Genomic DNA, 5,176 nt, shown 5'->3' with positions numbered 1-5,176 from the left:
GGCAACTACCAACTGGCCGTAGAACCGATCGTCTGGCGCAAATACGACCAGTCACTGCCCGCCGACGCTGTCGAGACCACGATCAACGGCCACCGCGCCGCGCAATGGTGGAACCTCAAGCCGACCTACCACAACAGCTACTTCTACTTCTCCTGCATGGTGGCCTTCAAGACCAGCTACGGGATCATCCAGCAGTCGCTGTTCTACTCGACGATCTACTCCAGCCCCGAAGTCGACTGCCCGGCGACCAACCTGCAGCGCGCCAATGAGCTTTCGCCGTACTACAAGTTCTGAACCCGCGATCGCCGTCACCCCCATAACCTGAAGCGGTGACGACCACCTCCAACCCTGCCGCGGGCTCGACGCTGCGCACACTGCCCCGACGACTTGTCGTCCGCGGGTTGTCCCGGGCACTACGGCTGCCCGCCCCGACCACGAAATACGCCGTGAGCGCGGTCAGGATTCCGATGCGCGACGGTGTCGAGCTGGTTGCCGACGTTTACGAACCCACCGGAGAGGTGGTCGGCACCCTGTTGGCCCGCGGCCCCTATGGCCGGGGATTTCCGTTCTCGATGGTGTTCGCCGACATACCCGCCGCCCGCGGCTATCGCGTGGTGTTGCAAAGCGTACGAGGGACATTCGGCTCGGGCGGAGACTTCTCGCCGATGGCCAACGAAGCCGCCGACGGCGCCGACACGGTGGAGTGGATGCGCCGCCAGCCGTGGTTCACCGGCCGCTTCGCCACGATCGGAATCTCCTATCTCGGGTTCACCAGTTTCGCCCTGCTGGAGGATCCGCCGCCGGAACTCGTCACCAGTGTGATCGTTGCCGGTCCGCACAATATGGGCTTGTCGGCGTGGGGCACCGGCGCGTTCACGGTCAACGACTTACTCGGCTGGAGCAACCTGGTGGCCCATCAGGAAGATCCGGGCCGAATTCGCGCCGGCATCCGGCAACTGCGGGCCCAGAGAAGCGTGGTGCGGGCCGCTGGTGAGGCGCCGCTGGGCGCCGCTGGCCGAGCACTGCTCGGCGACGCGGCGCCATGGTGGGAGTCCTGGCTGACTCCGCCGGCGAAGGACAACCCGTTCTGGGAGCCGCTGCGAGTCGACTCCGCACTCGACCGGATCCAGGTACCGTTGCTGCTGGTCAGCGGTTGGCAGGACTTGTTCCTGACCCAGACGCTGCAACAATTCCGGCATCTTCGCACGCGTGGCGTCGACGTCGCGCTGACCATGGGCCCGTGGACCCACACCCAGCTGCTGGTCGCCGGTTTGTCCACCGTCATGGGCGAAACCCAGGCCTGGCTGGACCACCACCTCGCCGGTCGCCCGGCTCCTGCGCGGTCCAGCCGACTTCGGTTCTGGGTTTCCCACGAGGGCTGGCGTGAATTGCCCGACTGGCCGCCGACCACCACCGACCGACCGCTGTACCTCGGTCCGGGCGGCGGCCTGGCCGACACGGCGCCCCCGGCTGGATCCTCGGCGAGCTTTCGCTACGACCCGGCCGACCCGACTCCCACCGTCGGGGGCCGACTGCTGTCGCCCGACGGCGGCTATCGCGACGACACCGCGCTGGCGTCGCGACGTGACGTGCTCAGCTTCACCGGCGACGTGCTCGCCGAGGACCTTGTCGTGCACGGCAACCCGATCGCCGAGCTGGCGCACAGTTCCGACAACCCGTACGTGGACGTGTTCGTCCGGATCAGCGAGGTCGACGCGGCGGGACGCTCGCGCAACGTCAGCGACGGCTACCGGCGGCTGACCGAGGCGACCGACCACGTTCGCCTCGAGCTGGATGCGATCTCGCATCGGTTCCGCGCCGGAACCCGCATCCGGGTGCTGATCGCCGGCGGCTGCCATCCGCGCTTCGACCGCAACCTCGGAAACGGGGAGCCGTCGTCGACGGGCAGCCGCCTCACCCCGTCCACCCACGAGGTGCGCTTCGGTGCGTCCCGGATCGTGTTCCCGGTCGGGTCGTGATGGACACCTTCGACGAATGGCGAAGCGGCGGAACGGAATTTCACTGGAAGTCGACGACGGTCGCGAATTCGGGTGCCGACGTCACGGTGTTCACCCGTCGGTGCGGCACACCCGGAGCACCGGCCCTGGTCTGCGTGCACGGCTTCCCGACGGCCAGCATTGACTTCCACGCGCTGACCCGCGAACTCGGCGCCGACTTCGACATCTTTCTGCTCGACTTTCCCGGTTACGGCCTGTCCGAGAAGCCAGCCGCGCCGTACGTGTATTCGCTCTATGACGATGCGCGCCTGCTGATCGGCGCGATCACGACGCACTGGCAGCTCAGCGACTACACGATGCTGACCCATGACCGCGGCACCAGCGTCGGGATGATCGCACTGTCGATGTTCGACGAGCTCGGGGATGCGAGCCCGCCGTCCGAGGTCATCTTCACCAACGCCAACATCTATCTGCCCCTTGCCAATCTGACCGGGTTCCAGAAGGCGCTGCTGGATCCGACGGTGGCGCGCAGCACGGCGCGCGCCACGACACCGGAGATGCTGGCTGCGGGCATGGGCATGACGACGTTCATGCCGCGACGAAATACCGGCGACGCCGAGATCGCCGCGCTGGCGCGATGCTTCGCTCACAACGACCAGATCGCGGTGCTGCCCGACACAATTCGGTACCTCCACGAACGCGCCGCCGACGAAACCAACTGGCTCCAAGCGCTTTCGGTCAGCGACGTCAACACGACCCTGGTGTGGGGCCTGCACGACAACGTCGCCCCGATCCGGGTCGCGAATTACGTGTGGCACGAGTTTCTGCGGGACAAGCCCGCGCTCAACCGCTATTGGATACTGCCGAGCGCCGACCACTACCTCCAGTGCGACGCTCCGGCACAGTTGGCTGACGTCGTGCGACTGACCGCGGCCGGCGAGCCGACTTCGTTGTGCACGATCGGTGACTGGCCCGAGGGCGCGGTGCTCGTCGACCAGACACCTTGATGGGCAACGCTATTCGACGGCGTCACGGACCCGCTCGGCGACCGTTCGCAGCGCCTCCTCGTCGTACACCGGGGTGCCCAGCGGAGGATCAGCCAGCGGCAGCGAAACCCAGCTTTTGCATCCGGCGTATTCGGGGATCCGCGGGAGTTCGATCGGCTCGACCAGCGGGATGGCCTGCACCACCAACACGGTGAGCCGGTGCTTCGGACGAAAGTCCAGCCGCTCGCGACGCACCGACTCGGCGGTCCAGATGTGCAGATCTTCGACCGCATCGATATTGTCGGGCCGGTTGACCAGAAGCGCAGCCACCACTTTCGCCGCCGCCCGAACGACCAGCCGGTCGTCGTCGCTGTCGGGCGCTGCGGTGTCGATCAGGTCGCGAAACTGCGGTCGTATCCGCTCGGTGTGGCTGTGCGCCACCGTCGGGAAGAGCAGAAACTCCTGGGCCACCGCACTGTCGAAACGCTTCTCGCCGATGCCGCCCTTGCGCAGCAGCACCTGTTGCCGGCCTCCCAGCAGCGCGTGCACTACGGCGCTCCACTCCTTGAGCGCCGGCGTCGTCGCCGGCGGTTGGAGCACGCGCAGTTCGGCGATGTTCGGGCACATCCTTCAACCATAAATCGGCCGATGACTACGGTTGCTCTCATGGCCAATGACGACATTCTCCTGATCCACACCGACGAGCGGGTGCGCACCCTGACCTTGAACCGGCCGCAATCCCGCAACGCGCTGTCGGCGGCGCTGCGCGACCAGTTCTTCGGCGCGCTGGCCGACGCCGAGACCGATGATGACGTCGACGTCGTCATCGTCACCGGCACCGACCCGGTGTTCTGCGCCGGTCTGGACCTCAAAGAACTGGGCGGACAGACCGCGTTGCCGGACATCTCGCCGCGCTGGCCGTCGCTGAGCAAGCCCGTCATCGGCGCCATCAACGGCGCCGCGGTGACCGGCGGCCTCGAGCTGACGCTGTACTGCGACATCCTGATCGCCTCCGAGCACGCACGATTCGCCGACACCCACGCCCGCGTCGGCCTGCTGCCCACCTGGGGCCTGAGTGTGCGACTCCCCCAGAAGGTCGGCGTCGGACTGGCCCGCCGGATGAGCATGACCGGCGACTACCTCTCGGCGCACGAGGCGTTGCGCGCCGGCCTGGTGACCGAGGTGGTGCCGCACGAGGAGTTACTGCCCGCCGCACGCAAGGTGGCCGACAGCATCGTCGGTAACAACCAGGACGCCGTGCGCGCACTGTTGTCGTCGTATCACCGCATCGACGAGTCGCAGACCAGCGAGGGGCTGTGGCTGGAAGCGACGGCGGCGCGGGCCTTTCGGACCTCCGGCGACGACATCGCCGCCAACCGCGAGGCGGTGCTGCAGCGCGGTCGCGCGCAGGTGCGCTAGCGGAATTCTGCCGGTCGGCGGCGCATGAGTCCGCGGCGGCGTCGTGGCGGCGCTGCCCTGACCTGCCCTGAACTGACCCCGATGGGTTGATCCCTGTGGGCGAGTTCCCGGGGGCCGGTCGCACTGGTTGTTGTCAGCTGACACACCTAGCGTGAGACCATGAGGCTCGCGGTCACGACCTTGATGGTTGCTGCGTCGTTGGTTGGTGTTGCTGCTCCGGCGCGCGCGGATTGTGGGGATCCCGGCCAGCCCGCGTGTGAGGGCCCGGTTCCCGCCGTCGATCAGGTCGTGGCCATCATGTCTGAGCTGACCGATCCGAATATTCCTGCGGTCGACAAGGGCAACGTGGTCACGCCGCCCTTCAGTCCTGAGGAAGCCGCCACCATCGATGACCATCTGCACCGGATGCAAGCAGTCAATATCGTGCCGTTGTCGTTCGTCGTGACCGACATCCAGCCCGCGCCCGACAACTTGGCGGGAGCCACGCTGGCCACCACCGGTTCGTTTCATCAATTCAGCAACCCCGGGCCGATCGTGCTGGTCGATCACGACGGGCACTGGCTGATCACCCACGACACCGCCGTGACCGCGATGAACGCGTTCTGGTACAACGCCACTCGTCGACGCCCGAACCCCGTCTTTGCTAGGTGACGGCAGTCTGTGGCGGCCGACGGATGGCGAAGGCCGCCTGCTGCTTGGGAGCTCCCAGCGGCGGCGCCGCGCTGCTATGCCAGATACCCTCGATCAATTCTGCGGCGCCGCTGGAAAAGCACTGCCGCTAATCGCCAAGCGCTCTGATGACCCGGCATGGAT

5 protein-coding genes and 1 pseudogene are annotated in these 5,176 nt (G+C 66.9%); 5 read left to right on the top strand and 1 reads right to left on the bottom strand.

Annotated elements, in window-relative coordinates; translation table 11 throughout:
• The 3 genes and pseudogenes from AC2VOU_RS15715 to AC2VOU_RS15705 all read left to right on the top strand — a co-directional run.
• Nucleotides 1–294, top strand: a pseudogene (locus AC2VOU_RS15715) (DUF3558 domain-containing protein); the annotation flags it as partial.
• A 35-nt stretch (nucleotides 295–329) separates the two neighbouring features.
• Complete coding sequence (locus AC2VOU_RS15710; RefSeq protein ID WP_486958207.1) at nucleotides 330–1,979, top strand: CocE/NonD family hydrolase; 1,650 nt, start codon at nucleotides 330–332, stop codon at nucleotides 1,977–1,979.
• Nucleotides 1,979–2,965: an alpha/beta fold hydrolase gene (locus AC2VOU_RS15705; protein ID WP_486958208.1), complete on the top strand. Its 987-nt coding sequence runs from the start codon at nucleotides 1,979–1,981 to the stop codon at nucleotides 2,963–2,965. The genes AC2VOU_RS15710 and AC2VOU_RS15705 overlap by 1 nt, the downstream gene beginning before the upstream one ends.
• Before the next feature lie 9 nt (nucleotides 2,966–2,974).
• Here the strand turns inward: AC2VOU_RS15705 and AC2VOU_RS15700 are convergent, their stop codons facing one another.
• Nucleotides 2,975–3,571 (bottom strand): DUF1802 family protein, encoded by a 597-nt coding sequence (locus AC2VOU_RS15700; RefSeq protein WP_486958206.1) that lies wholly within the window; start codon nucleotides 3,569–3,571, stop codon nucleotides 2,975–2,977.
• Nucleotides 3,572–3,610: 39 nt separating this feature from the next.
• Between AC2VOU_RS15700 and AC2VOU_RS15695 the strand changes: the two genes are divergently transcribed.
• Nucleotides 3,611–4,363: an enoyl-CoA hydratase gene (locus tag AC2VOU_RS15695; RefSeq protein WP_486958205.1), complete on the top strand. Its 753-nt coding sequence runs from the start codon at nucleotides 3,611–3,613 to the stop codon at nucleotides 4,361–4,363.
• Nucleotides 4,364–4,522: 159 nt separating this feature from the next.
• The gene (locus tag AC2VOU_RS15690; RefSeq protein WP_486958204.1) at nucleotides 4,523–5,014 is read left to right on the top strand and encodes an MTB12 C-terminal domain-containing protein; all 492 of its coding nucleotides are present in this window, start codon (nucleotides 4,523–4,525) and stop codon (nucleotides 5,012–5,014) included.
• Nucleotides 5,015–5,176 lie beyond the last annotated feature (162 nt).

The sequence above is a fragment of the Mycobacterium sp. TH-M25 genome (genome assembly GCF_057473665.1).
Note: the sequence above shows the minus strand (reverse complement) of the source record. Positions and strands in the feature narration are given on the sequence as shown.